Below are 1,865 nucleotides of genomic sequence, written 5' to 3'. Positions count from 1 at the left end.
TGTGCGCCCGGCATGGGCGATAACTTGGTGGTGAAAGTCCACTACAGACTTGGCAGTAGGAACTGTTAGCTAAAGGCAAGGGTGTCCACCGTGAGGTGGAATCTGAAGGAAGCCGGAGGCAAACACTCGCACTGACGAACAGAAACTTCATATCAAGGCTGAACAGGGATGGATGAGCTTGCATGACAAAGTGAAGTCCAATACTGCACGAATCCTAAACAGTAAATGAAGCAGTGACATGAGTGGAAGGTTATCGCACCTTACCTGGGGAGGTCTCACTAGCGACTCAGTAGTAACAACGAATAGTGAGAAATCAGCAGAGGTCGTAGTAGCGAGAATGTAGCGAAGGACCGAACAATATCAATACAAATTATAGAATGGAGGTTAAGGTTCACAATAATGACAGAAAACAACCGCTTAGGTTGGCAGTCGGTGGAGGGAATAGGTGGAACCGAAAGAGTTAATCGATGTGTCTAGTGAACTTTAGGTGAAATGACAGAAATGTATCGTAAGACTCCGTCTTTGATGGAGCGAGTTGTAACAAGAGAGAATATGGAAGCTGCCATTAAATCCGTTAAACGGAATAAAGGTGCAGCAGGTATTGACGGGATGACCGTCTTTGAAATAGAAGAACACATCAATGAGTATTATATTCCTCTACGGAATAAATTACTTAATGGGACTTATAAACCCCAACCGGTTAAACGGGTAGAAATACCAAAACCGAATGGAGAGAAGCGAAAGCTAGGCATTCCTTGTGTGCGCGATCGAGTTGTTCAACAAGCAATTCGACAAGTGATTGAACCAATCATTGACCCGCACTTTATGGAAAACAGTCACGGCTTTCGACCGGGCAAAGGCACGCATAGTGCCCTCAAACAATGTGTAAACTATTATGAGGAAGGTTATCGGGTAGTTGTAGATTGTGATTTGAAGCAATGCTTTGACACGCTGAATCACGATAAACTCATCTACTATCTAGAACAATACATCCATGATAAGACCATCATCAAAATTATCCGTAAGTTTTTATTAGCAGGTGTCATAGACCTGTCTGGCGAATTCGTAGAAAGTAAAACAGGCGCACCACAAGGAGGGGTTCTCTCGCCTCTACTGAGTAATGTCTACTTACATGAACTGGATAAAGAACTTTCCAAACGTGGTCATCGATTTGTCCGTTACGCTGATGACTTCGTCATCTATGTGAAGACGAAACGAGCCGGTGAACGTGTGATGGAAAGTATCACCAAATATATTGAGAAAGATTTAAAGCTCATCGTCAATCAAGAGAAAAGCAAAGTGGGGTCACCTACTCGTTTAAAGTTCTTGAGCTGTCTGATGCGCCGAGTGAATGGAACCTATCGTTTTATCCCTACCAAGCAAGCCAAGCGAAAATTCAAGAATTCTTTAAAGAGACTGACGAGTCGTAAAAGACCAGGAACCTTTGAAGAAATCATCCAGCAAATTAATCGAGTTACACGAGGTTGGATAAATTATTTTGGTTTAGGTTTTATCAAAGGATTTATTAAAGAGATAGAAGGATGGTTACATCACCGGCTTAGACAGCTTATCTTTAAACGATGGAAGAAACCACGAACGGTTATTAAGAAATTAAAGTCCTATGGACTTGACCTAGACTCAGCGAAACGCATTGCATTTTCTCGTAAGATGTACTGGCGACTTTCAAACACGCCTGAAGTTCATCGGGCAATTACAACAAAAAGACTCCACCAATGGGGCTTAGTTCCACTAAGCGAATTGGTAGAGTCTGCTTACGCAAGGTATTGAACCGCCGTGTACGGAACCGTACGCACGGTGGTGTGAGAGGTCGACTAGTCAAATAATGGCTAGTCTCCTACTCGATT

1 protein-coding gene is annotated in these 1,865 nt (G+C 42.9%); it reads left to right on the top strand.

Annotation, left to right across the window (positions count from 1 at the left end; all coding sequences use genetic code 11):
- The first annotated feature begins 492 nt into the window (after positions 1 to 492).
- Positions 493 to 1,788, top strand: coding sequence for a group II intron reverse transcriptase/maturase (gene ltrA / locus ACEN4N_RS11360; RefSeq protein WP_407090955.1), 1,296 nt, complete (start codon positions 493 to 495; stop codon positions 1,786 to 1,788).
- Positions 1,789 to 1,865 lie beyond the last annotated feature (77 nt).

The organism is Ruoffia sp. FAM 20857, from assembly GCF_045528645.1.
Lineage (GTDB): Bacteria > Bacillota > Bacilli > Lactobacillales > Aerococcaceae > Ruoffia > Ruoffia halotolerans.
Note: the sequence above shows the minus strand (reverse complement) of the source record. Positions and strands in the feature narration are given on the sequence as shown.